Origin of the sequence: Saccharothrix sp. BKS2, assembly GCF_047689505.1 — a bacterium.
Classification (GTDB): Bacteria; Actinomycetota; Actinomycetes; order Mycobacteriales; family Pseudonocardiaceae; genus Actinosynnema; species Actinosynnema lopnurensis.
In genome coordinates this window covers 1-23347 of the sequence record NZ_JAUQOL010000031.1, presented here as the reverse complement: position 1 = coordinate 23347, position 23347 = coordinate 1, and the positions used below count along the sequence as shown (strand labels likewise).

The following is a 23347-nucleotide window of genomic DNA, read 5'->3' as shown; positions in this document are numbered from 1 at the left end:
CGGGTGATGTGGGACGTGGCAGGGAGATGCGGGCGGCAGGGAGACGCGGGTGCTGAGCGGGGGTGGTGTGGGGCGGGTGATGTGGTGCGCAGCAGCGAGATGCGGGTGCCGGGCGGTGCGGAGCGGGTGACGCGTCACCTGGCCGTCCGCGGGCGCCGGGCGTCCCTGCCGCCCCGGGACCGGGGTGGGAGGATGAGCCCGTGAGCCTTCCCGCGCCGCAGGGCCGCCCGCCGGGTTCCGCGTCGTCGCGGGTCCTGCGGTTCGTCGTGGTGGGTGTGGTGCTGGGTTGGAGCGCCCTGATCGCCGTGGTGATCGCGCGGGAACCGGAGCGGGGCGCGGCCTCGCCGGACGAGCTGGCGCGGGCCTGCGAGGCCGCGCTCAACGACCGCGACGCCGAGTCGCTGGCGAGGCTGTTCGGGCGGCCGCTGTCCGGGGACAGCGCCGCGGTGGCGGAGTCGGTGGTGGCCGGGGCGGGCTCGCCGAGGGGCCGGTGGTCCGTCGAGCCCACGCCGGGCGCGGACGGGGCGGTGCTGGTGATCGCCGACGCGACCGGTCCACGCGCCCGCTGGCGCGCCGCGGAGGACGACGGGCGCTGGCTGGTCGACCCGATCGCCTCGCCCTCGGCGGGCTGACCGGGCACCGCCCCTCCCACCCCGGAGCCGGACCGGGGTCCGCCCGCGCTCGGCACGGCGTGGTCCGGATCTCGGCCGGGTGCCGGGACCACATCACGAGCCCTTCCCGCCCCGCCGGCTCCACAGGCCGAACGCCAGCCCGCCCACCACCACGGACATCCCCGCCCACACCAGCGGCCCCGGCACGCGCGTGCCCAGCGCGACACCCGCCAGCGCCGCCGCCACCGGGGCCACCCCGGTCAGCAGACCGACCCGACCGGACCCGAGCGCGGCCACGGCGGAGTACCACAGCACGAACGCCACCGCGGTCACCAGGACCGCCAGGTAGGCGATCGCGGCCCAGTCGCCGGGGGTCAGCGCGGCCACCGCGCCCACGCCCTCGGTCGCCAGCCCGAGCCCGACGAACACCACCGCGCCCAGCCACACCGAGTGCAGCGACACGCCCCACGCCCCGTGCCGGGCCAGCACCGGGACGGCCAGCAGCGTGAACGCCGCCTCGCACAGCATCGCCACCGCCGCCCACGCCACGCCCTCCGCGTCCGCCCGGCCCGCGCCCTCCACCAGCACGCTCCCGGCGGTGACCACGACCGCCGCCAGCAGGACCCGGGCCTGCGGCGCGCGGCGCTCCAGCAGCGGCCCGACCACCCCGATCAGCACCGGCACGCACGCCACCGCGACCGCGATCACGGCGGGCTCGGCGTGGGCCACCCCGCGCACGACGGCCACGTTGAACAGCACCAGCCCGGTGGCCGCGATGCCCGTCAACCACAGCCACTCCCGGCCGCGCGGGCGCACCACGGTCACCCGCAGCGCCCTCGCCAGCAGGACCAGGACGACGATCGCGGCGAGGTAGCGGACCGCCTGGGTGGTGAACAGCGGTGCGGTGACCAGGGTGTGCGAGACCCCGACGCTGCCGCCGACGAAGACCATGGCGAGGGCGCCGGCGGCGAGGCTGTGCAACGGGGGTCGGGCCGGTGCGGCACCGGCCGCCGGGGTGCTGGCCGCCGGGGCACCGGCCGCCGGGGTGCTGGCCGCCGGGGTGCTGGCCGCTGGGGTGCTGGCTGGGGTGCCGGGCGTCGCGGTGCCGGCCAGTGCGGCACCGGGTGCCCTGGTGCCCGCCGGTGCCGGTACCGCTGCCGGACCGGCCGGTGTGGGTGCTGTGCGCATGGCCCCACCCTCCCGCCACAATGGTCCGGTGAGCAGGTCCAAAACCCCTCCGGTCGACAGGTCCACAACGGGCGCCGACTTCCTCCAGCTCAACCTCGCGGACGCCCCGCCCGGCGGCCTGTCGGAGTGGCTGGCCGACCGGCTGCGGCAGGCCGTCTCCGACGGCAACCTGCCGGTGGGCAGCAGGCTCCCGGCCACCCGCGTGCTGGCCGCCGAGCTGCGCGTGTCCCGGGGCGTGGTCACCGAGGCGTACCAGCGGCTCACCGAGGACGGCCAGGTCGTCGGGCGCGGGCGCGCCGGGACGGTCGTCGTCGCGGCTCCCGCCGCGCCGCCCGCCAGGCCCGCTCCCGCGCCGATCGCCCCACCCGGCGACGTGTTCACCGCGCCGACGGGCACCGGGGTGTTCGAGGCGCTGCGGTCGGCCCCCGCGCGGATCGACCTGTCCCCGGGCGTGCCGGACCTGGCCGCGTTCCCGCGCACCGCGTGGCTGCGCGCCGAGCGCGCGGTGCTGGGCACCCTGTCGGCGGCCGACCTCGGCTACGGCGACCCGCGCGGCGCGCCCGCGTTCCGGCTGGCGGTGGCCAACTGGCTGGCCCGCAACCGGGGCGTCCGCGCCGACCCGGACGAGGTGGTGGTCGTCGCGGGCGTGGCGCAGGCGCTGGCCCTGCTCGCCAGGGTGCTGCGCGGCGACGGCGTCGACCGGGTCGCGGTGGAGGACCCCGGTTCGCTGGGCGCCCGGCAGCAGCTGGCCAACTGGCACGTGGGCGTCGACCCGGTCCCCGTGGACGCCCGCGGCGTCCGGGTCGACGAGCTGCGGGCCTCCGGCGCGGCCGCCGTGCTGCTCACGCCGGCGCACCAGTTCCCGACCGGCGTAGTCCTGGACGGCCGGCGGCGGCGCGAGCTGGTGCGGTGGGCCGACGAGGGCGGCCTGGTCATCGAGGACGACTACGACGCCGAGCACCGCTACGACCGGCCGCCGGTGCCCGCGCTGCGCTCGCTGCGCGCCGACCGCGTCTGCTACGCGGGCAGCGTGTCGAAACTCCTGGCCCCCGCCCTGCGCACCGGCTGGCTCCTGGTGCCGCGCCGCTACCACGAGGCCGTCGTCGCGGCCAAGCGCGACACCGACCTGGGCAACGCCGTGCTGCCGCAGCTCGTGCTCGCCCACCTCATGGAGTCCGGGGAGCTGGAGCGCCAGCTGCGCCTGCTGCGCCGCCGCCACCGCGCCCGGCGCGACGCCATGATCACCGCGCTGCACCGCCACCTGCCGGGCGCCCGCGTGCACGGCGCGGCCGCCGGCCTGCACCTGGTGGTCACCTTCGAGACCGGGGCCGGCGACGTGGAGGTGGCCGCCGCGGCGCTGGCCCGGGGCGTGAAGGTCCAGCCGCTGTCCTGGCACCGCCACCGCGAGGGCGAGCCCGGCCTCGTGCTGGGCTACGCGGCCAACACCGCCGGGGTGATCGAGGAGGGCGTCTCCGTCCTCGGCGAGGTCCTGGGCGGACCGGGCCGGCGGGGCGGGAGGAGCTGAACCGCGGCCGCTCAGCTCGCGGGCCGCGGGCGCCAGCGCTTCCACAGCGCGACCGCCTCGGCGCGGGTCTTGCCGTCCCACACCAGGGAGACGTCGACGGTCATCTCCGCCTCCGACGCCTCGCGCACCGCGGCCCGCAGCTCCACCGGCTCGTGCAGCGGCGACGGCCGCAGGTAGCGCACGTCCAGCCCGGCGGTCACGTAGGACAGGGCGGCGTCCCCGAGCGGCGGCCAGCCCCGCCGGTCCGCCTCCAGCATCACGGCCGCGGCGCTGTGGCAGTCGAGCACGGTGCCGATGATCCCGCCGTTGAGGAAGCCCAGTCCGTTGTCGTGCTCGGGCCACGGGGTGAAGGCGGCGGTCACCACGCCGTCCTCGCCCGGGTGGCTGCGCAGCCGCAACCCGCGGGGGTTGGCCTGGCCGCAGCCGAAGCACGGCAGCTCGGGGTAGAGGCGTTCCTGGATGCTGAGCACCGGCCCACGGTAAGCGGGCCCCGGACACGCCGGTGGGCCGCCCCGCGAAGGGGACGGCCCACCGGGGGAGCGGACTACGAGACGGTGAACTCGTAGAGCTTGGTCGCCTGGCCCGCCTTGAGCGTGCAGTTGGAGGTGAAGGTGCCCAGACCCGTGGTCGAGCCGTCGGCCTTGCGCGGGGTCAGGGTGGTGCTGAAGTTCCCGATCGAGATGGTCGTCAGCCCGGCCTTGGTGAGGGTGAGGGGCGGCGTGCTGCCGGTCGCGACCGTGTTGAACGCGCCGGACGACGGCACGTTCGTCTTGGCCACGACCAGGTTCGGCGTGACCGGGATGGCGGTGCCCGCGTTGTTCACGGTGGTCTGCGCCTTCGCCGTGCCCTCCACGGTCTTGGCGCCGACCAGCGCCAGGCCCAGGGTCGCGGCCGCGGGCACGGTCGCGGTGGCGGTCACGTTGGTCGCCGGGATCGGCGTGCCGACCGTCGCGGACGCCGGCAGGTTGGCCACGTCGATCCTGACGCTCATGTCCTGCGACCCGATCAGCGGGAACGGGCAGTTGTAGACGAGCGTCAGCGACGCGGTCGCCGCTTGGCCCACGCCCGCTCCGGCGGTCAGGATGGTGCCGGCGACCGCGGCGGCCGTCGCGAAACCACCGAGAACCCTGCGCGAAGTGGCATTGAGTTTCAGCATGCTGATCTCCTCGTCGAGACTGTGCGGAAAATACGGCAGCAGCGGCGGGATCGCTGGTGTACCCGTCAGTAATGTACGTTTCCCCGAACCTGTTGGGCAAGCATTGATTTCGTCCCCCGCAGATTTCGTCAACCTGCCTACAAAATGATTGTTCGTTTTTGTCACGCAGGTGAAACCTCTCGCTCAGCGTGTTCGGTGGAGCGATGAACACCCGTTGGGGCTCAACCGTTCGGGCGATGGGTGGGAAGCGCGGTGGACCGACCGGTGGTTCCGGCGCGCGACGCCGGCCACTGGTCAGGGGCGGGAGTTCCGGCGGAGTGCGGCCGAGGGGGAGGCCGCGCGCGTCCCCGGCGGTATTGCGGGGTCGTGTCCCGGTCGGCTCCGGTGATCCCCCGGAGCTGCTTTCCCGTCTCTTTTCTCGCGGGCGCGGACTTCGTCCGGGGTGGATCGATTCCGCCTCTCCCGCTCGGCGCGCCCGGTGCGCCGACCGGGTTTGCCCCCCGTTAGGCGGTACCCGTTCCGGGCGATCCGGCGCGACCCTGCTTCGGCCGGCGGAGACGGGGAGGGGCGGGGCGCATGGGGGATTTGTTCGCCCGCTGGCGGGGGATGGTCGCCCGGCACAGCAGGCGCGCGGTGGACGCCTACGTCCGGGAACTGCCCGATTTCCACCTGATGTCGACTGACGCCCGGTCGCGGGCCGAATTGCTGGATTTCGCGTTCTTCCTCCGGGAGCGGACGGTCGCGCTCGCCGCCGAGGACAGGCCGTTCGGGGAGGACGACCTCGACGTCGTGGTGGCGGTCGGCCGGGAGCGCGGCGCGGCGGGGGTGTCCCCGGTCGCGCAGCGCCGCGTCCTCGCGCTGCACACCTCGCTCACCCTGCGCGAGGTGCACGAGGCCGCCACCCCGGTGGACGTGACCGAGGTGATGCGCACCCTGCGCTGGCTGCCCGACCAGGGCGCGGTGGCGCAGGCGGCTTACACGCGGGGCTACCTGCGCGGCCAGGAGGCGCTGCGGCCGGTGGTGGACCGCGTGCGGTCGCTGGCCCAGCTGCTGCTGGCCGGGGACGCCTTCGCCGACGACGTGGCCGCCGGGCTGGCGATGCCCCGGCACGAGCACGTCGTGGTCGCGGTGGCGCGGATGCCCGGACCGGTGCCCGACCCCGCCGGGCGGGCCGACCTCCTGGCCGACCTGCTGGCGCACCACTGGCTCCCGGTGTGCTGGGAGGAACCGGGCGAGTTCGTCGCGCTGGTCGGGGCGGACGAGCCGGCGCGGGCCGAGGAGCGGACCCGCGAGGTGGTGCGGGACTTCGTCCACCGGGTCGGGGTGCCGTGCGCGGTCGGCGCGGCCCGGGGCGCGGCGGCCGGGCTGGGCGGCGCGCTGGAGGAGGCGCGGCAGGTCGGCCTGGTCGCGCCGCCCGACCACCGCGCCGACGCGGTGCGCTACCGGGCCGACCTGTTCGCCGAGCTGGGCGCGGCGGCGGTGCCGCCGGTGGACCGGTGGCTGGGCGAGACGGCGCGCCGGCTCGCGGGCGGCCCCGACCTGATCGCCACCCTGGACGCGTTCTACCGCAACGACCTGCACCGCGCCCGGACCGCCGCCGCGCTGGCCGTGCACCCCCGCACCCTGGACTACCGCCTCCACCGGGTTCACCGCCTCACCGGCCTCGACCCCGTCTCGGCGCGCGGCGTCCTGGTGCTGAGCACGGCCGTGACCCGGGCGCTGGCCGGCGCCTACACCTGACGGAGCACCGTGGGAGACCTCTTCGACGCCCTGCGCGGGCGTGCCGGCGACAACGGCGAGCGCGTCGTGGCCCTCTGCGTCGACGCGCTGCCCGAGTACCGGGCGACCGCGACCACCCCCGCCGACCACGACCGGATGGTGGAGTTCGCCGTCCACATCCGCCGACGCACCCTCGCCTGCGTCGCCGCCGACGAGCCGATGACCGGGGCGGACCTGGCCGTGGTGACCGCCATGGGCGAGGAACGGGGCCGCAGGGGCCTGTCCCGCGCGGTCCACGACCAGGTGCTGGCGCTGCACGCCACGGCGACGCTGCGGGAGGTCCACGAGGCGTGCGGCCCGCACGACCTCGGTGACGCCATGCGGATGCTGTCCTGGCTCGCCGCGCGCACCCCGCCCGTCCAGCGCGCGTACACCGCGGGGCTGCTGGCCGGGCAGCAGGAGCTGATCTCGCCGGCCGGCCGGGTGCGGCGGCTCGCGGACCTGCTGGTGGCCGGGGACCCGGTGGCCCTCGACCACGCGCGGACCGCCGGCCTCGCCGTGCCCGAGCGGTACCTCGTGGTCGCCGTGCGGGTCCTGCGCGAGCCGGGCGACCCGGTGGTCGGGCTCGGCGGGGTGGTCGGGCCCGGCGGGGTGGTCGGGCTCGGCGGGGTGGTCGGGCTCGGCGGGGTGGTCGGGCTCGGCGGGGTGGTCGGGCCCGGCGGGGTGGTCGGGGCCGGCGGGGTGGCCGGGGCCCGGCGTGAGGACGTCCTCGACGCGCTGTGGCGGCACCACCGCGTGCCCGCCACCTGGCCGGGCGGGGCCGAGCTGGTCGCCTTCCTGGCGCCGGGCCCGGACGGGCGGGCCGCCGCGGTGTCCCGGACGGTCGCGAAGATCACCGGGTGCGCGTGCGCGGCCGGCGCCGCGACCGGCCCGGCGGGCGCGATCGGCGAGGCGGTCGCGCTGGCGCGCCGGATCAGCCGGGTGGCGCGCCCCCTGGCCGTGCCCGACCACGTGCCCGTGCTGGCCGACGTGGCGATCGAGGTCGGCGTGGCGGAGCTGCCCGAGCTGGACCGCTGGCTGCGCCACGTCGCGGCGCGCCTGGCCGCCGGGCCGGAGCTGGTCGGGACGCTGGAGTGCTACTACCGCAACGACATGAGCCGTTCGCGCACGGCCGCCTCCCTCGGCGTGCACCCGCGCACCCTGGACTACCGGCTGCGGCGGGTCCGGGAGCTGGCGGGCCTCGACCCGCGCTCGACGGCGGGCATCCGCGTCCTGGGCACGGCGGTGTCCAGGTTCCTGGCGGACCGGCCCGCCCGTCGTCACGACCGGTGAGCGGTTCGCGGGCGGGGCCGACCCGCTGAACGCGCAGGCGCTGGTGGGGGTCGCGGCCCTGCGCCCTGGTGCCCCGGACCCCGACGTTCGTCCCATCGTTCGAACGGGTGCCTCCGGCGCGTCGAGTTGCAACGCTTTTGAATCGAATTTAGGGTGGGGTGGTCACGGGGTCGCCTGGAGGAGGACGTGGTCACATGCCCGAACTGTCACGACTGCCCGAGCCGGTCGCGGAGTCCTGGGACTGGCAGCTGCGAGGTCTCTGCCGCGGCATGGACAGCACCCTGTTCTTCCACACGCCCAACGAGCGCGGCTCGGCCCGGCGGAGCCGGGAGGAACGCGCGAAGGAGGTGTGCCGACGCTGCCCGGTGATGAGGAAGTGCCGTGAGCACGCCCTGGCGGTGGAGGAGACCTACGGCATCTGGGGCGGGCTCGGCGAGAGCGAGCTGCGCACGCTGATCGCGCGGCGGCACAGGAGGGCCTGAGCCGAGGAGCGCGACCGTCCACGGAGGACGGCCCCGGGTGTTCGGTGTCGAGACTGCGCCCGGTGGTGGGCGCCGCGGTCGGAGGGTGATGGTCGAGCAGGGCAGCGGGATGACGCCGGGGGCGCTGGCCGGGATGCTCGGCATCTCGCCCACGACGCTGCGCACGTGGCACCGCCGGTACGGCCTCGGGCCGTCCGCCCGGACCAGCGGCAACCACCGCCGTTACACCCCGGAGGACGTCGAGCGGCTGCGCCGCATGGTCGCGCTGACCGCCAGGGGCCTGGCCCCGGCCGCCGCGGCCCGGGTCGTGCTGGGCGAACCGGCGCCGGCCCCCGCCGCGGACCCGCGCCCGGCGCTCGGCGCGGCGGAGGCGCGCGCGGCGCGGCGCGGCTTCCTGTCGGCGGCGAACCGCCTCGACGAGCCGCTGATGCGGGACCTGGCCGCCAAGCTCGTCGCCGAGCACGGCGTGGTCGGCGCCTGGCAGCACGTCTTCATGCCGACCCTCGTCGAACTGGGCGGTCGGGCCGCCGCGCTCGGCCGGGGCGTGGAGGTCGAGCACGTCACCAGCGCCGCGATCCTGCACGTCCTGCGCGGCGTGCCGCTGCCGGCCGAGGACGGCAGGTTGGCGGCGCTGCTGGCGTGCGCGCCGGACGAGCAGCACACCCTGCCGCTGGAGGCGCTGGGCGCGGCGCTGTCCGAGTGCGACTCGACGTGGCGCAACCTGGGTGCCCGCCTCCCGGCCGGTGCGCTGCTCGCCGCGGTGGACAAGCTCCGCCCGGCCACCGTGGTGGTCTGGGCGCACCGCGTCGACCTGGCCCGTGGGGTGCCGCTGGACGAGTTGGTGACCCGCTTCGACGCGGCGGTGGCGGTGGCCGGGGCCGGGTGGGAGGGGGTCGACGTGCCGCCCGCCGTGGAGCGGTTGACGTCGCTGCGGCACGGGGTGCGGATCGTGTTGGGGGCGACGGGGCGCGGCGACTGAGCCGGTGGCGGGGTGGTGGCCGGTGGAGTGGGTGGCTCGCCGGGCGCTCCCGCCCCGCGTCGGCGACCATGGCGACCGTGGAAGTCAGCACGCGAGCCCCGGGCCGGGCCCCCGCCGAGGTGGTCTGGGAGCGGTACGCCCACATCCACCGCTGGCCGGAGTGGGCGCCGCAGATCACCGGCGTCGAGCCGTCGGCCCCGCGCCTCGCGCCCGGCGTCACCGGCCGGGTGCGCGGCCCGCTCGGGGTGCGCGTGCGGTTCACCGTCACCGAGGTCGACGACGCCGCCCGCACCTGGGCCTGGCTCGCCCGCGTGGGCCCGCTGCGGCTGGCCCTGCGCCACGGCGTCGAGCCGGACGGGAGCACCTGGCTGACCGTGCGCGGTCCGGCGCCGGTCGTCCTCCCGTACCTCCCCGTGGCCCACATCGCCCTGCGCTGCCTCACCCGGCCGTGAGCCGGACGGGTGTCTTCGGCCGCGCGGGTCGCACGGGCGCGTGGTAGTCGTCGGAAGGTGAACGACAGCGCCCCCTCGGCCCCGCTCGACGACGTCCCGGCCCTGCTCGCCGCGCTGACCCGCGAGGAGAAGGTGGACCTGCTCGACGGGTCCGACTTCTGGCGCACGCGGGCCGTGCCGAGGCTGGGCGTCGGGCGGATCACGCTGTCGGACGGGCCGCACGGCCTGCGCAGCCAACCCGAGGACGCCGACCACCTCGGGCTGCTCGGCGCGACCCCGTCGGTGGCCTACCCGGTCGCGGCGGCCACCGCCTGCTCGTGGGACGTCGACCTGCTGCGGCGCCTCGGTGAGGCGCTGGGGGCGGAGGCGCGGGCGCTGGGCGTCTCGGTCGTGCTCGGGCCGGGCGTGAACATGAAGCGGTCGCCGCTGTGCGGGCGGAACTTCGAGTACTTCTCCGAGGACCCGCTGCTGGCGGGCGAGCTGGGCGCGGCCCTGGTGGACGGGGTGCAGAGCCGCGGCGTCGGCACCTCGGTGAAGCACTTCGCGGCCAACAACCAGGAGACCGCGCGCATGTCGGTGTCCGCGGAGGTGGACGAGCGGACGCTGCGCGAGATCTACCTGCCCGCGTTCGAGCGCGTGGTGACCGGGGCCCGCCCCTGGACGGTCATGTGCGCCTACAACCGGGTGAACGGCGAGTTCGCCTCCCAGCACCGCTGGCTGCTCACCGAGGTGCTGCGCGACGAGTGGGGCTTCGACGGCGTGGTGGTCTCCGACTGGGGCGCCGTCTACGACCGGGACGAGGCCCTGGCCGCCGGGCTCGACCTGGAGATGCCGTCGTCGGGCGGGGTCGGCCGGGACGCGGTGCTGGCCGCCCTCGACGCCGGGACGCTCGACGAGGCCGACGTGGACCGCGCCGCGGCGCGCGTCCTGGAGCTGGTCGCCAAGGCGCGACCCGCCCTCGGCCCGGGGCAGTCCTACGACGAGGAGGCGCACCACGCGCTGGCGCGCGAGGCCGCGGCGGCGTCCGCGGTGCTGCTGAAGAACGACGGCGTGCTGCCGCTCGACCCGGCCGGTGACGTGCCGCTCGCGGTGATCGGGGAGTTCGCCCGGACCCCGCGCTTCCAGGGCGGCGGTTCGTCCCAGGTCACGCCCACCCGCGTGGAGGACGCCCTGACCGCGCTCCGGGCCCGTGCCGGGCGCGGGGTCCGGTTCGCCCCGGGCTTCACCCCGGACGGCTCCGGCGACGCCGCCGCCCTGCTGGACGAGGCGGTGGAGACCGCCCGGGGTGCGGTCGCCGTGGTCTTCCTCGGCCTGCCGGACGAGTGGGAGTCGGAGGGCTACGACCGCGCCCACCTGGGCCTGCCGCCGGAGCAGGTCGCCGTGCTGGAGGCGGTGGCGGGCGCCGCCGAGCGGGTCGTGGTGGTGCTGTCGAACGGCGGGGTGGTGGAGGTCGCGGCCTGGCAGCACCACGCCGACGCCCTGCTGGAGGTGTGGCTGCCGGGCCAGGCGGGCGGCGGCGCGGTCGCGGACCTGCTGCTGGGCGCGGTGAACCCGTCCGGCAAGCTCGCGGAGACCGTCCCGGTCGCCCTGGCGGACAACCCGACCGTGGGCAACTTCCCCGGCGAGCACGACGTGGTCCGCTACGGCGAGGGCCTGCTCATCGGCTACCGCTGGTACGACGCGCACGCGCTCCCGGTGGCCTACCCGTTCGGCCACGGCCTGTCCTACACCTCGTTCGACTACCGCGACCTGGAGGTGGAGGTGGAGGCGGAGGGGAACACCGCGCGGGTGTCGCTGACCGTCACCAACACCGGCGAGCGCCGCGGCGCGGAGGTCGTCCAGCTGTACGTGTCGGACCCGGAGTCCTCGGTGTTCCGGCCGGAGCGGGAGCTGAAGGCGTTCGCGAAGGTCGACCTCGCGCCGGGGGAGTCGGCCCGCGTGGGCCTGGCGCTGGACTCCCGGACCTTCGCCTGCTGGCACACCGGGTTGCGCCGCTGGGTCGTCGAGCCCGGCGCCTTCGCGGTCGAGGTGGGCGCGTCGTCCCGCGACCTCCGCCTGCGCGCGGTGCTGGAGCTGCCGGGTGAGGCGGTGGTTCCGCCGCTGTCCGCCGACTCGACCGCCGAGCAGTGGTTGGCCCACCCGTGGGCGGCGGGGCGGTTGCGCGAGGTCGTCGCCGGCACGGGCACCGACGCCATGCTCACCGACCCGGAGGCGGGTCGGATGGTGCGGGCCATCCCGCTGCGCCGGCTGGCCCGGTTCCCCGGCTCGCCGCTGGACGAGCGCTGGCTGGAGGAGACCGCGGCGGCCGCGAACTCCCGCTGAGCGGGCGCTCCCGCCGGCCGGTGACTTCCGGGAGCGGCGCCTCCCGCCGGCCGCGAACTCCCGCCGACCTGCGCTCGCGACAGCGCCGGCCTGAGCCCTACCTCCTCCTGGCCCGGTAGGCGGCCACCGCGATCCGGTTCCCGCAAGTCGTGCTGCAGTAGCGGCGCGAGCGGTTGCGCGACAGGTCGAGCACGAGGCCGTCGCACGCCTCGTCCGCGCACACCGACAACCTGCTCATCTCGTCCGACCGGATCACGTCGATCATCGCCATGGCGGTCTCGGCGGCGATCCGGTCGGCCAGCGGCGTGTCCGGGTGCACCACGTGGATGTGGTAGTCGAGCCCGTCGTGCCGGACCAGCCTCGGCACCGCCCGGTGCGCGGCCAGCACCTCGTTGACCAGGTCGACCGCCGCGTCCCGGTCGCTGGTCAGCAGCCTGCGCAGCAGGGTCCGCAGGGCGCGGACCGCGTCCAGCTCGCGCGCGTCGCCGGCGTGGGACCCGGTGTAGCGGTGCCTGGCGTAGAAGTCGTCGAGCCACGGCCCGGTCAACGTGTCCGGCTCCACCGCCGAGTTCACCAGCTCGACCGCCGCGAGGAGGGAGGCGGTCGTGTCATGGGTGAAGACCATGTTGACAGATTACCGCGCCGGTCCATAGCGTCATGCGCCATGGCCACGATGACTCATGACAGCCGGGTGGGCGCACGACTGGGCCCCGGACTCGGCCTGGCGGTGGTGTCCGCCTCGTCGTTCGGCCTGTCCGGACCGCTGGGCCGGGGCCTGATGGAGGCGGGCTGGTCCTCGGCGGCCGCGGTGGCGGTCCGCGTGCTGCTGGCGGCGGTCGTGCTCGTCCCGGCCGCGCTGGTCCAGCTGCGCGGCCGGCGGCACCTGCTGCGCCGCAACGCGCCGGTGGTCGTGGCGTACGGCCTGGTCGCCGTCGCCGGGTGCCAGCTGTCCTACTTCAACGCGGTGGCGCGCATGGACGTCGGCGTGGCGCTGCTGGTCGAGTACACCGCCCCGGTCGCCGTCGTGCTGTGGCTCTGGCTGCGCCACCGGCAGCGCCCCGGCCGGCTGACCGCGCTCGGCGCGCTGCTGGCCGTGCTGGGCCTGCTGCTGGTCCTCGACCTGCTCTCGGGCGCCGCCGCGAACGTCCCCGGCATCCTCTGGGCGCTGGGCGCGATGGTCGGCGCGGCGGTCTACTTCGTCCTGTCGGCGCGGGAGGAGGACGGCCTGCCCGGCACCGCGCTCGCCGCGGGCGGCCTCCTGCTCGGCGGCCTGGTGCTGCTGCTGGCGGGCGCGGTCGGCCTGGTCCCGTTCACCGCGACCACCCGGCCGGTGGCCTTCGACGGCTTCACCACGCCCTGGTGGGTGCCGGTGCTGCTGCTCGGCGTGGTGACCGCCGCCCTCGGCTACGTCGCGGGCATCGCGGCGACCCGCCGCCTGGGCGCGCGCCTGGCGTCGTTCGTGGCGCTGACCGAGGTGCTGATGGCCCTGGTCTTCGCCTGGCTGCTGCTCGGCCAGCAGCCGCGCCCCGTGCAGTTGCTCGGCGGCCTGCTCACCCTGCTCGGCGTCGTGGTCGTGCGGCTGGGGGAGCGCCGGTCGTAGGCGCGGCCGTCACCGGACGCCCCGGAACTCCCGGAACAGTTCGGGCAGGTAGACCAGGAACAGCTCCACGGTGCCGATGACCCCGGAGATCGGGTCGAGCCCGGCGTAGGCGTAGGCGATCTCGGAGCCCTTGTAGGAGGGCGTCGACTCGCGCACGTCGGTGAACCAGTCCAGGAACGGCACCCGCCGCACCGCCAGCTCGGGGTGCACCAGCACGCCGTAGAAGAGCAGCAGGTCCTGCGCCACCGGCCGGTTGCGCAGCGTCCACCGGTAGAACTCGGAGAACAGGAAGAAGCGGCGCTCCACCGCGGTGGGCCGCAGGCCGTGCACCTCCTCGGCGATCGCGACGCCGTGCTCGGTGGACGCCTGCTCGGCCTCGCTCCACGCCCGGTCGTGGGCGTCGCGGGCGGTCAGCTCGCCGCGGTGCAGCCGGGTCAGGTAGGCGGCCCAGCGCGCCGAGCCGGGGTTGCCGAAGCCGTCCGGGGAGCGGCCGAGGGCGAGGGCGACGCCGCGCTCGATCCCCTCCAGGATGGCCGCGTCCACGTGCGACACCCAGGTGCCGGGCGCGGCCAGGCCGCGGTCCCGGAAGAACGCGATGACGCCCTCGATGTTGCGCCACCGGTCGGGCGCGCCCAGCAGGGCCGCCGGGCCGCGCTGGAGGGCGCGCAGGAACTCCAGCCGCTCGTCCGCGGTCATCCGGTCGAACTCGGCCGCGGTGCAGTCCAGTTCGGCCGCGCACCGGTCGGGCGCCCGCGCCGCCGCCGACGCCGGGGTGGGCGCGACGAGACCGGCGAGGAGCGCGAGGACGACGAGCCACCCGAACCGCTGCACACCGGCAAGGTAACGCCTCGGGGCCGCCGGACGAGCCCGAAACCACTCGACCGGAGGAGCGAGGTCCAGACCAACCGGCCACAGCGCTCCGGGGTGCCGCAGTCCTGGGCCGTCCAGGTGGGCCGAACGGTGGAACGTGCCCGCTTCAGCCCACCCCGACGCGCGCCAGCGCGCCGCTCTCCAGGGCGACCCACAGCGCGCCGTCCGGCCCGACCGCGATGCCGTGCGGCTCGGCACCCGGCGTCGGCAGCTCGTGCGCGGTGACCACGCCGGCCCCGGTGATCGAGCCGACCCGGTTGCCGCCCCACTCGGTGAACCAGCACGCCCCGTCGACGGCCGTGATGGCGTGCGGCCGGGCCGCCCGGTCCGGCAGCGGGAACTCCGTCACCACGCCGTCGGGCGTGATCCGGCCCACCTGCCCGGCGGCGATCTCGACGAACCACAGCGCACCGCCGGGCCCCGCCGTGATCCCGACCGGCCCGGCGTCCGGGGTCGGCAGCGGGTGGACCGAGACCTCGCCGGAGACGGTGATCCGGCCGATCGCGTTCGCCTGGTTGAGCGTGAACCACAGCGCGCCGTCGGAGCCCGCCGCGATCGCGGCCGGGAACCCGCCCGTCACGGGCAGCGGGAACCCGGTCACCTCGCCGGAGACCGAGACGCGGCCGATCCGGTCGCCGGTCGACTCGGTGAACCACAGCGCGCCGTCCGGCCCGGCGGTGATCCCGTAGGGCCCCGACCCGCTCGCCGCCGCGACCCCGGACACCTCGCCGGCCGTGGTGATCCGCCCGATCCGGTCGGCCCGGTGCTCGGTGAACCACAGGGCGCCGTCCGGCCCGGCGGTGATGACCGTCGGCCCGGCGTCCGGGTCGAGCGCGAAGCCCGTCACCCCGCCACCCGGCGCGAACCGCCCGATCCGCCCGCTGCGCACCAGCGTGAACCACAGCGCGCCATCCGGTCCCGCGGTCACCCCGTAGGGGCCGCCGTCCTCCACGGCATACTCCTCGATCACCACGTCGTCCCCTCCCGACTGCCCGGTGATCACCGTAATCCCGACCTGCCCGGCAGCTCCGGCAGCTCCCTGTCCCACATCGGCCCCTACAACTTCAGTGCGGGTCGAATTGAGCTGTCCGGAACTCACCGGCGGCGCCCGCCACCTCGGTGGACCATGATTGACCGACCTGACGACGGCGGGCGCCACCGCCGTGATCACGAGGGAGAACCGTGACCTACCTGGCCGCTGAAGCGCGGTACGAAGCCATGCCCTACCGCCGGTCCGGGCGCAGCGGGCTCAAGCTGCCCGCCGTGTCGCTGGGCCTGTGGCACAACTTCGGCCACGACAAGGCCCTGGACGGCCAGCGGGCGATCCTGCGCCGCGCGTTCGACCTGGGCGTGACCCACTTCGACCTGGCCAACAACTACGGTCCGCCGCCCGGCAGCGCCGAGGAGAACTTCGGTCGGATCTTCGCCCGGGACTTCCGGCCGTACCGGGACGAGATCCTGGTGTCGACCAAGGCGGGTTACCTGATGTGGGAGGGCCCGTACGGGGAGTGGGGGTCGCGCAAGTACCTGGTGGGTTCGCTGGACCGGTCGTTGGAGCGCCTGGGCCTGGACCACGTGGACGTCTTCTACCACCACCGGCCGGACCCGGACACGCCGATCGAGGAGACGATGGGTGCGTTGGACCACGTCGTGCGGTCGGGCAAGGCGCTGTACGTGGGGGTCTCGAACTACTCGGCGGAGCAGACGCGGGAGGCGGCGCGGGTGTTGCGCGAGCTGGGGACGCCGCTGCTGATCCACCAGCCGTCTTACTCGATGGTGAACCGGTGGGTCGAGGACGGGTTGTTGGACGTGCTGGAGGAGGAGGGCGTGGGCAGCATCGCGTTCTCGCCGTTGGCGCAGGGGGTGTTGACCGACCGGTACCTGGGTGGCATCCCGGAGGGGTCGCGGGCGGCGGGGTCGTCGCCGTTCCTGAGCGCGGGGAACCTGGACGAGGCGACGTTGGCGCGGGTGCGGGCGTTGGACGGGATCGCGCGGGGGCGTGGTCAGACGTTGGCGCAGATGGCGATCGCGTGGGTGTTGCGGAGCGTGACCTCGGCGTTGGTGGGGGCGTCGAGCGTGGGGCAGTTGGAGGACAACGTGGCGGCGACGGCGAACCTGTCGTTCGACGAGGCGGAGTTGGCGGAGATCGAGCGGCACCTGTGAGTGGTCCGGGCCGTCGGTGGTGCGCCGGCGGCCCGGGGTTCGGCGGGGTTATCGGGCGAAGGCGGCGACGTCGTCCTGGTGGACGGCGGTGGTGAACGCCTCGGCGGCGGCGGTGTCGTCCTCGTCGGCTTCGTGGTCGACGAGGATGCGCCACCGGTCGGTCTTGCGGGAGAAGACGTGGAAGCGGCCGTGGGCCTGGTCCCGGGTGCCGCCGCGGCGCACGGTGATGCGGAAGAGGCCGCGTTCGCCGGCGGCGGTGGGGGAGGCGGTGCGTTCGGTGAAGCGGAACTCGATGGCGATCTCGTCGCCGTGGTCGGCCACCCGTCGGAAGAACGAGGTGATGTCGGTGGTGTGGCCGGCGTGGTCGCGGATTTCGCCGGTGGCCGCGACGACCCTGATGAGGTCGGGGCTGTGCAGGGCGAGGAAGGCGGGTGCGTCGAGGTCGCGGTAGGCGTTGCGGAAGGGGGTCCACACGTCGTGGTTGAGTTCGCGGAGCAGCGCCTGGGACGTCACCGGTTCGTGGTCTCCATGCGGGGGGAGTGTAGGGCGTCGCGGGTGGGGGCTGCGGGGGTCACCCGTGGGCGAGCTGGGTGAGGAACTGGGTGTTGGTGCGGGTTTTGCGGAGGCTGTCGAGGAGGACGTCGACGTCGCGGCCGTCGAGGGCCCGGCGGAGTCGGTGGGTGATGGCGAGTTCCTGGGGTGACAGGAGGAGTTCGTCGCGGCGGGTGCCGGACCGCTCGACGTCCACGGCGGGGAAGACGCGGCGTTCGGCGAGTTTGCGGTCGAGTTTGAGCTCGGCGTTGCCGGTGGCCTTGTACTCCTCGAAGATGAGGGTGTCGCCGGCGGAGCCGGTTTCGACGAGTGCGGTGGCGAAGATGGTGAGCGATCCGCCGCCTTCGACGTTGCGGGCGGCGCCGAGGAAGCGCTTGGGCGGCAGGAGGGCGCCGGAGTCGACGCCGCCGGAGAGGGTGCGGCCGGAGGTGGGGGCGGCGAGGTTGTAGGCGCGGCCGAGCCGGGTGAGGGAGTCGAGGAGGACGACGACGTCGCGGCCTTGTTCGACCAGTCTTTTGGCGCGTTCGACGGCGAGTTCGGCGATGGCGGTGTGGTCGGCGGGGGAGCGGTCGAAGGTGGAGGCGATCACTTCGCCGGGGGTGGTGCGGCGCAGGTCGGTGACTTCTTCGGGGCGTTCGCCGACGAGGACCACGAGCAGGTGGCATTCGGGGTGGTTGCGGCTGATGCCGTGGGCGATGGCCCGGAGCACGGAGGTCTTGCCGGCTTTGGGCGGTGCGACGACGAGTGCCCGCTGTCCTTTGCCGACGGGCATGACGAGGTCGATGACGCGGGTGGTGAGTTCTTCGGGGGTGGTCTCCAGGCGGAGGCGTTCGGTGGGGTGGACCGGGACGAGGTCGGTGAAGGCGGGGCGCCGGTCGGGGCCGGGTGGGAGGTCGTTGAGCCGGTGGAGGTGGGTGAGGCGGGGGTGGCCGCGGCGCGCGGCGGGTGGGGCGGCGGTGCCGGTGACGAGGTCGCCGCGGCGCAGGTCGAACCGTTCGAGGAGTGGCCGTGGCACGAGGACGTCGGTGGGGCCGGGCAGGTAGCCGCGGGTGCGGAGGTAGGCGGTGTCGCCGGTGGTGTCGAGCACGCCGGTGACCGAAGTGGACGGTGTGGTGGTGTCGGGCCGGGACAGGGTCGCGGTCATGGTGGGTGGGTGTCCTTTCAGGACAGATGTGGTCCGTGCGGGCACGGTCCGGTGTGAAGGCGGTGCGCCACGGGTGGTGGGCTCGCGCCTGGGGATCTTCCGCGGGAGGCATGGCCAACGTCCGCGGATGAGGTCATGGTAGCCCGCTGTGGTGGCGGTGCGCAACGCTGGATCGGGTGAGGTCCGGTGGTGGGGTGTGCCGGGGTGTTCGGGTGCGGGGTGTCCGGCGGTGCGGGTGCGGTGCGTGCGGGCGCGGGCGCGGGTGGCGCGGGTGTGGTCGGTCAGCCCCGGCCGCTGCCCAGGCACACGAACGGGCGGCGCATCGGGTCGACCGCGATCGCGTCGGCGAGGGCGACGGCGGGGCGGGCCCCGGCGGCGAGGCGGCGGTGGTAGTCGTCCATGGCGGCGGCGCACGCCTGGTCGCCGACCCGGCTCAGCGGGGCGATGACGGTCTGGGCGCCGCTGGCGAGCAGCGCGCTGGCGAAGCCCAGTGGTTCGTCGCCGGGTCGGATGCGGTTGAGCGCGAGTTCGCAGGCCGCCAGCACCACGTGCCGCGGGGGTTTGGCCAGGCCGGTGATCTCGTGGGCGTAGAGGGGCCCGTCGCTCAGTTCGAGGCGGGAGAACAGGGCGTTCTCGGGTTCGTGGACGCCGTGGGCGGCGAGGTGGGCGATCTCGGCGCCGTCGAGGGCGGAGAGGACCTCCGCGACGGCGGCGCCTCCGCCGGACATGAGGGTGGCGGTGCTGTAGTGCGCGCCCAGCTTGTCGATCTCGCCGACGGCGGCGGGCAGGCCGGGGCCGCGGACCAGGACGGTGCGCTCCTCGGCGCGTTCCCCGGCGTGGCTCCCGGCGCGGTCGGCGGCCAGCCAGGCGGTCGCGGAGGGCGCCACCACGGCGGGGCGGGCGTGCAGCGTGGGCAGCACGCCCCAGGGCACCGCGTACAGGGCCCCGGTCGGCACGACGACGAGTTCGCGGCCGCCGATGAGTTCGGCCAGCGGGCGCACCAGCTGGGCGTCGAGGCGGTCGGCCTGTTTGCGCGCGGACGCGGTCATGACCCGCACGAGGGCGTCGGGGAGGTGGTCGGGTGCCAGGGCGTTGAGGTCGGCGTTGAGCATCCGGGCGCTCTCCGCGGCGGCGCCGGCCGAGCCGAGCCGGACCAGGCGGACGCCGGAGTCGACGACGACGACGGCGACCAGGGAGTCCTCGGAGGAGGCGTAGCTGACCAGGGCGCGGTCGCCGAGTTGCGCCATGACCTCGGCCAGGCCGGCGACCGGGCGGGGCCTGCCCCAGCGGCCGGTGTGCCAGCCGAGGCGGTTGGCCTCGCGCAGGCGTTCGGCGTGGCGGCTGCGCAGGGCGGCGGTGGGGTGGCCGTGGTGCTCGGCCTGGTGGATGGACTGCACGAGGCCGCGGACCTCGGCGATGCGTTCGGCCAGTTCGGGGTCGTCGACGCGGGTGAGCGGTTCGTAGCGGTAGGTCTGGGCGCGGGTCCGCTCCAGCCAGGAGAACAGCTGGCGGGCGTTGCCGCCGTCGAGGACGAGGTGCACGGCCAGTTCGGTCAGCTCCCGGCCGTGCAGCGCGGTGCCGGACAGCAGTTCCAGGCCGCCCATGCGGTTGCGGACGTGGTCGAGGTCGACCAGGCCGGCGCGGATCTCGGTGAGGGCGGCGGCCCGTCCGCCGCGGGCGGCGGCGAGTTCGGCCCGGCACAGGCGGCGCAGCATCCGCTGGTCGATGGGGGTGAGCTTGCCCGGTCGGGGGACGCGTTCCAGGACGCCGGCGGCGGCGTCGACGTCGCCGCGGCGGATCTCCAGGCGGGCGGCGAGCATCCGCGCCTGGGCGGCCTGCTCGGCGAGCCGGGGTGCGGGCAGCCGGTCGGCGAAGGCCAGGACCCGGGTGGGCAGGGAGCGGTGGACGCGGCCGGAGCGCAGTGCCCGCACGGTGTCCACGCGCAGGCCGATGAGGGTGGCGTTGGCGACGCAGGTCTCGCAGCCCCACCGGCGCATCCGCCGCCGCGCGGAGGAGGCCATCTCGCGGGCCAGGGCGAGGTCGCCGGTCATGTAGGCGGCGACGGCCCGGTACAGCTCCACGTCGGCCAGGTTCCGGGTGATGCCGCGTTCGGCGCGCAGCGCGGGCAGCGCGCCGTCGAGCTGGCTGCCGGCCTCGTCGACCAGGCCGGCGGCCATCAGCGCCTGTGCCCGGTGCATGTTGAGCAGCACCGGGACGTCGAAGTCCTGTTCGCGGTAGGAGCGCTCGCTGTGCTCGTAGCGCCGCAGGGCCGCCGGCACGTCCCCGATCCGCAGGTCCAGCAGGCCCAGGGCGTGGCTGGCGTCGGCGGCGCGGGACAGCAGCCCGTGCTCGGTGGCGAGGGTGACGGCCCTGGTGAGGACCTGGCGGGCGGGGCCGATCGCGCCCAGCCTGGTGTGCGCGGCGCCCTTGCTCCACAGCGTCTTGACGACGGGTTCGACCAGGGCCGGCACGGGGTCACCGGCCGCGAGCCGCCGTTCGCCGTGCTCCAGCGCGGAGTCGAAGACGAGCAGCGCGTCCTCGAAGAAGCCCGCGTTGAACAGCAGCAGGCCGCGGTTGTGCTCGACGCTGGCCCACAGCTCCGCCCGTTCCAGGGGGTCCACCACGTGTTCGACCAGTTGCCGCACCTGCGCCAGCCCGGCGAGGCCCGCGGTCGGTCCCGTGGCCTCCGCGGTCAGCGCCGCCAGGGTGGACAGCAGCCGGATGCGGGTCACCAGCCACTCGGCGCGGGTGTCCGGGTCGGCGGGGTCGATCGAGTTCGCCAGGGCCGATCCCCGGCGCAGCAGCCGCACCGCCTCGCGATGTCGTCCGGAGCACGACGCGTCCACCCCCCTGCGGTGGAGTTCGCGTGCTTCACGGACGACTCCGGCCTCGTCGTGCGATGCGGTGCCAGGCACCCACCTATGACATCACAAGACAGGAGCGGGCAAAGCCCGCCGACCGGTAGACGGTCGGCGGGCTCCGCCATCACCGTTGACGCGTCAGACGCCGGTCTTCTGGACGCAGCCGCCACCCGTGCACAGGGGCGACATGTCCCCGTCGTCGTGGGTGTGCCCCTCGTCCGGCAGACCCGGCTGTTCCTCCGGGCGCTCGTCCCCCACGGTCGGGACCGTGGTGATGTCGCTCGGGATGCCGTCCCCCAGGAATTCGGTTTCGGTACTCGTGGACATGGCGATCTTCCTCCCCTGATGATCATCCATCTCACCGTGCAAGTGACTCAGCTCACTGCGCTGAGTCAGTTCGTGGGCCCCTCGCCCTCACGAACGGACTAATTCTGGCACAACGGAGTAATGATCGGAGTGCTTTTTCCCGACAACCCGTAGCGAACATCGGTTGACGTGGGAGAACAGGCCGTCGTTCACCCGGTCAGGTACCGCTCGGGCCGCCCTCGACAACGCCCGGGACGACCCGTCCGCGAGCACCCCGGACCGGCTCGTCCGGACAAAGCGGATACCCGTTCAGCGGTCGCGTGGAATAACGCCCCGCACCGGCCGCCGGGGTCCGCACCACGGCGCCGTGGTGCGGACCGACCGCTTTTCCGGCGCTATCGCACGGGCCACCGGTCGGCCTCGTCGCACGCGTGGCGCACCGGCGCGCGCGGCCCCGCCCCGGCCGGCTCCCCGCCGCCCGCCACCCCGCTCAGCAGCGCGCCGAACAGGCACAGCCCGGCCACCCACCACGCCCACAGCACCCCGTCGACCACGGCCACCACGGCGTTCGTGGCGCCCGCCAGCAACAACGCCAGCAGCACCCAGCGCATCGCCCGTTCGTCGCGTTCGGCCCTCGTACCCGGTCCCTCCATGCCCTGCCCCCAGTTCCTCACCGGCTCTATCGGCCGATCGGACGCGCCGGTTACACAGGGGCACCGGTCGGGTGACGGGAGTGGCGTTCGGTCCAGTGCCGGTTCATCCCGGGGCCGGTTCACCCCGCGCCGGTCCGCCCGGGGCCTGGTCCGGGGCCTGGTTCACCCCAGCGCCTGCGCCACGTCCGCCCACAGGTCGTCGGCGTGCTCGATGCCGCACGCGATCCGCACCGTGCCGGGACCGATGCCCGCCGCCGCCAGCGCCCGCTCGTCCAGGTGGCGGTGCGAGGTGGTGGCGGGGTGCATGGCCACCGTCTCGGTGCCGCCCAGCGAGCCCGCGTTGAGCACCAGCCGCAGCCCGCCCAGGAACGCGTGCGCCGCCTCCCGGTCGGCCAGGTCGAACGCCGCCGTGCCGCCGTACCCGTCGAGCAGCGCGGTCGCCCGCGCGTGGCTCGGGTGCGACGGCAGGCCGGGGTGGTGCACGGCGGTCACCGCCGGGTGCTCCGCCAGCAGCGCCGCCAACCGGCCCGCCGTGTCGCACTGCCGGCGCACCCGCAGCGCCAACGTCTTCACCCCGCGCAGCACCAGCCACGCGCCGAACGGGTCCGCCACCGTGCCGAACCTGACCGCCTGCTCCCACGTCCGCCGGTAGCGGTCGTCGTCGGCGAACACGGCCACCCCGCCCACCACGTCGTGGTGACCGCCCAGGTACTTGGTCGCGGAGTGCACCACCACGTCGGCGCCGTGCTCGATCGGCCGGCACAGCAGCGGGGTGGCGAACGTGTTGTCCACGACCCCCAGCAGCCCCGCCCCCCGCGCCACGCCCAGCAGCCCTGGCAGGTCCGGCACGTGACCCGTCGGGTTGGCGATGGTCTCCAGGACGAGCACCCGCGAGTTCGGCCGCAGCGCGGCGGTCAGCTCCGCCGGGTCGGCGGCGTCGATGTGGGTGACCTCCACGCCCCAGTTCGAGGACAGCTCCCGCAGCACGGAGTAGGTGCCGCCGTAGAGGGCCCTCTGCGCGATGACGTGGTCGCCCCGGCGCAGCGCCCCGAGCAGCACCGAGGACATCGCGCTCGACCCCGAGCCCGTCGCCAGCGCGGCCGTGCCGCCCTCCAGGCCGGTCATGGCGTCCTCCAACGCCCGCACCGTGGGGTTGGCGTAGCCGCTGTAGGAGAAGGAGCCCGTCAGACCGCTCATCGCGTCCGCCACGTCGGCGGGCCCGTCGAAGGCGAAGATCGAGGTCTGGTGGATCGGCACGGCCACGGGCCTGCCGCCCGGGTCGGGCGCGCCGATGCGGACGGTCCTGGTGTCGGGGTGGGTCGTCATGCGCCCATCCTCGGACGGGGGTGAACCGGACCCACCACTGGCCCGGAACCCACCACTGGCCCGGAACCCACCACTGGCCCGGAACCCACCACTGGCCCGGAACCCA

The 23347-nt window shown here is 75.3% G+C and carries 21 protein-coding genes and 1 pseudogene; 10 read left to right on the top strand and 12 right to left on the bottom strand.

From position 1 onward, the window contains the following. The first annotated feature begins 200 nt into the window (after positions 1–200). Positions 201–632, top strand: a complete 432-nt coding sequence (locus Q5530_RS37450) for a hypothetical protein (protein ID WP_415367682.1) — start codon at positions 201–203, stop codon at positions 630–632. 93 nt (positions 633–725) lie between these two features. On the opposite strand, the gene Q5530_RS37445 is transcribed toward Q5530_RS37450, so the two are convergent. Beyond that, positions 726–1799 carry a DMT family transporter gene (locus Q5530_RS37445; RefSeq protein WP_415367681.1) on the bottom strand — a complete coding sequence of 358 codons (1074 nt, stop codon included), beginning with the start codon at positions 1797–1799 and terminating at the stop codon, positions 726–728. Positions 1800–1827: 28 nt separating this feature from the next. Here Q5530_RS37445 and Q5530_RS37440 point away from each other — a divergent pair, with 28 nt between their 5' ends. Then, positions 1828–3324 (top strand): PLP-dependent aminotransferase family protein, encoded by a 1497-nt coding sequence (locus tag Q5530_RS37440; protein ID WP_415367680.1) that lies wholly within the window; start codon positions 1828–1830, stop codon positions 3322–3324. A gap of 11 nt (positions 3325–3335) precedes the next feature. Here the strand turns inward: Q5530_RS37440 and Q5530_RS37435 are convergent, their stop codons facing one another. Both Q5530_RS37435 and Q5530_RS37430 read right to left on the bottom strand, forming a co-directional pair. Continuing rightward, positions 3336–3794: a PaaI family thioesterase gene (locus tag Q5530_RS37435; RefSeq protein WP_415367679.1), complete on the bottom strand. Its 459-nt coding sequence runs from the start codon at positions 3792–3794 to the stop codon at positions 3336–3338. Positions 3795–3868: 74 nt separating this feature from the next. Beyond that, positions 3869–4480 carry a DUF6801 domain-containing protein gene (locus tag Q5530_RS37430; protein ID WP_415367678.1) on the bottom strand — a complete coding sequence of 204 codons (612 nt, stop codon included), beginning with the start codon at positions 4478–4480 and terminating at the stop codon, positions 3869–3871. A 576-nt stretch (positions 4481–5056) separates the two neighbouring features. On the opposite strand from Q5530_RS37430, the gene Q5530_RS37425 reads away from it, so the two are divergent. From Q5530_RS37425 to Q5530_RS37400, 6 genes are all read left to right on the top strand, one after another. Then, positions 5057–6220 carry a helix-turn-helix domain-containing protein gene (locus Q5530_RS37425; RefSeq protein WP_415367677.1) on the top strand — a complete coding sequence of 388 codons (1164 nt, stop codon included), beginning with the start codon at positions 5057–5059 and terminating at the stop codon, positions 6218–6220. A 9-nt stretch (positions 6221–6229) separates the two neighbouring features. After that, a complete protein-coding gene (locus Q5530_RS37420; protein WP_415367676.1) occupies positions 6230–7531 on the top strand; it encodes a PucR family transcriptional regulator in 1302 nt (433 codons plus the stop codon). Between the two features lie 194 nt (positions 7532–7725). After that, a complete protein-coding gene (locus Q5530_RS37415) occupies positions 7726–8013 on the top strand; it encodes a WhiB family transcriptional regulator (protein ID WP_415367675.1) in 288 nt (95 codons plus the stop codon). Positions 8014–8101: 88 nt separating this feature from the next. Further along, positions 8102–8992, top strand: a complete 891-nt coding sequence (locus Q5530_RS37410; protein WP_415367684.1) for a MerR family transcriptional regulator — start codon at positions 8102–8104, stop codon at positions 8990–8992. A gap of 77 nt (positions 8993–9069) precedes the next feature. After that, positions 9070–9444 (top strand): SRPBCC family protein, encoded by a 375-nt coding sequence (locus tag Q5530_RS37405; RefSeq protein WP_415367673.1) that lies wholly within the window; start codon positions 9070–9072, stop codon positions 9442–9444. A 57-nt stretch (positions 9445–9501) separates the two neighbouring features. Further along, positions 9502–11766, top strand: a complete 2265-nt coding sequence (locus Q5530_RS37400) for a glycoside hydrolase family 3 C-terminal domain-containing protein (protein WP_415367671.1) — start codon at positions 9502–9504, stop codon at positions 11764–11766. Between the two features lie 97 nt (positions 11767–11863). Here the strand turns inward: Q5530_RS37400 and Q5530_RS37395 are convergent, their stop codons facing one another. Next, positions 11864–12391, bottom strand: coding sequence for a CGNR zinc finger domain-containing protein (locus Q5530_RS37395; RefSeq protein ID WP_415367670.1), 528 nt, complete (start codon positions 12389–12391; stop codon positions 11864–11866). 66 nt (positions 12392–12457) lie between these two features. Here Q5530_RS37395 and Q5530_RS37390 point away from each other — a divergent pair, with 66 nt between their 5' ends. Continuing rightward, positions 12458–13366, top strand: coding sequence for an EamA family transporter (locus tag Q5530_RS37390; RefSeq protein WP_415367669.1), 909 nt, complete (start codon positions 12458–12460; stop codon positions 13364–13366). A gap of 9 nt (positions 13367–13375) precedes the next feature. Here the strand turns inward: Q5530_RS37390 and Q5530_RS37385 are convergent, their stop codons facing one another. Next, complete coding sequence (locus Q5530_RS37385; RefSeq protein ID WP_415367668.1) at positions 13376–14197, bottom strand: hypothetical protein; 822 nt, start codon at positions 14195–14197, stop codon at positions 13376–13378. A 145-nt stretch (positions 14198–14342) separates the two neighbouring features. Continuing rightward, a complete protein-coding gene (locus Q5530_RS37380; RefSeq protein ID WP_415367683.1) occupies positions 14343–15236 on the bottom strand; it encodes a virginiamycin B lyase in 894 nt (297 codons plus the stop codon). A gap of 182 nt (positions 15237–15418) precedes the next feature. On the opposite strand from Q5530_RS37380, the gene mgrA reads away from it, so the two are divergent. Then, positions 15419–16399, top strand: coding sequence for an L-glyceraldehyde 3-phosphate reductase (gene mgrA, locus Q5530_RS37375; RefSeq protein WP_415367666.1), 981 nt, complete (start codon positions 15419–15421; stop codon positions 16397–16399). Positions 16400–16447: 48 nt separating this feature from the next. On the opposite strand, the gene Q5530_RS37370 is transcribed toward mgrA, so the two are convergent. From Q5530_RS37370 to Q5530_RS37345, 6 genes and pseudogenes are all read right to left on the bottom strand, one after another. Further along, entirely contained in the window at positions 16448–16912 is a 465-nt protein-coding gene (locus Q5530_RS37370) for a hypothetical protein (protein ID WP_415367665.1), read from the bottom strand. A 58-nt stretch (positions 16913–16970) separates the two neighbouring features. Next, positions 16971–18047: pseudogene (gene rho, locus Q5530_RS37365) on the bottom strand (transcription termination factor Rho); the annotation flags it as partial. A gap of 329 nt (positions 18048–18376) precedes the next feature. Continuing rightward, entirely contained in the window at positions 18377–20941 is a 2565-nt protein-coding gene (locus Q5530_RS37360) for a CHAT domain-containing protein (RefSeq protein WP_415367664.1), read from the bottom strand. A 153-nt stretch (positions 20942–21094) separates the two neighbouring features. Next, a complete protein-coding gene (locus Q5530_RS37355; RefSeq protein ID WP_415367663.1) occupies positions 21095–21283 on the bottom strand; it encodes a hypothetical protein in 189 nt (62 codons plus the stop codon). Between the two features lie 374 nt (positions 21284–21657). Then, on the bottom strand, positions 21658–21936 hold the full coding sequence (locus tag Q5530_RS37350) for a hypothetical protein (RefSeq protein ID WP_415367662.1): 279 nt from the start codon (positions 21934–21936) through the stop codon (positions 21658–21660). Between the two features lie 141 nt (positions 21937–22077). Further along, positions 22078–23241, bottom strand: coding sequence for a trans-sulfuration enzyme family protein (locus Q5530_RS37345; protein WP_415367661.1), 1164 nt, complete (start codon positions 23239–23241; stop codon positions 22078–22080). Between the last annotated feature and the right edge of the window lie 106 nt (positions 23242–23347).

Coding starts and splice junctions, on each gene's coding strand:
- Q5530_RS37410 (WP_415367684.1), top strand. CDS start 8,102: ATGGTCGAGCAGGGCAGCGGGATGACGCCGGGGGCGCTGGCCGGGATG.
- Q5530_RS37355 (WP_415367663.1), bottom strand. CDS start 21,283: ATGTCCACGAGTACCGAAACCGAATTCCTGGGGGACGGCATCCCGAGC.
- Q5530_RS37425 (WP_415367677.1), top strand. CDS start 5,057: ATGGGGGATTTGTTCGCCCGCTGGCGGGGGATGGTCGCCCGGCACAGC.
- Q5530_RS37445 (WP_415367681.1), bottom strand. CDS start 1,799: ATGCGCACAGCACCCACACCGGCCGGTCCGGCAGCGGTACCGGCACCG.
- Q5530_RS37345 (WP_415367661.1), bottom strand. CDS start 23,241: ATGACGACCCACCCCGACACCAGGACCGTCCGCATCGGCGCGCCCGAC.
- Q5530_RS37395 (WP_415367670.1), bottom strand. CDS start 12,391: ATGGTCTTCACCCATGACACGACCGCCTCCCTCCTCGCGGCGGTCGAG.
- Q5530_RS37415 (WP_415367675.1), top strand. CDS start 7,726: ATGCCCGAACTGTCACGACTGCCCGAGCCGGTCGCGGAGTCCTGGGAC.
- Q5530_RS37430 (WP_415367678.1), bottom strand. CDS start 4,480: ATGCTGAAACTCAATGCCACTTCGCGCAGGGTTCTCGGTGGTTTCGCG.